The organism is Pseudomonas sp. EA_65y_Pfl1_P113, from assembly GCF_963970525.1.
GTDB lineage: Bacteria > Pseudomonadota > Gammaproteobacteria > Pseudomonadales > Pseudomonadaceae > Aquipseudomonas > Aquipseudomonas tritici.
Genome location: NZ_CAXAQM010000617.1, coordinates 1 through 445, shown reverse-complemented (window position 1 = coordinate 445; position 445 = coordinate 1). Strand labels below are relative to the sequence as shown.

The 445-nt window shown below is 60.7% G+C and carries 1 protein-coding gene; it reads left to right on the top strand.

The window, feature by feature from the left end; translation table 11 throughout:
* Positions 1-59 precede the first annotated feature (59 nt).
* Positions 60-445: hypothetical protein (locus AACY52_RS31385; RefSeq protein ID WP_339561555.1), on the top strand; the 386-nt coding region annotated here is incomplete at its 3' end.

Below are 445 nucleotides of genomic sequence, written 5' to 3'. Positions count from 1 at the left end.
CATCACTTCACTATCCGTTAGTATATGGGGCGTTTGTAAGGTTGGGGTAGATTCGTGTTGTGAACAGCCATTTGCCTGTCGGCCGCTTGGCCGCGCATCTTGAGTCCCTCTCGCGGGAGCGGGTGTGGCTGGCGATCCTCGCCGGCACGGCGGCAATTGCTCTTGCCGATGCGAACTTTCCGACGATCGGCTTTGCACCACTCTACATACCCGTAATCTGCGGCGCGTGCTGGGGGCTAGGGGCGCGCGAGGGCTATTTCGTGGCCTTGCTTACCGCGATCCTCGCGGTCGTGCCTGCCTTCCATATAGCGGTCCTCTCTCCCCATCTGCTCGCGCTGCGGGTCGGGATTCGCATCGCCACCTTCGTTTTCATCGCGGCCACCATCCTCAGTTTCCGCCGCTCCTATGATCGTGAGGTGTTCCACGCCCATCGCGATCGAATGAC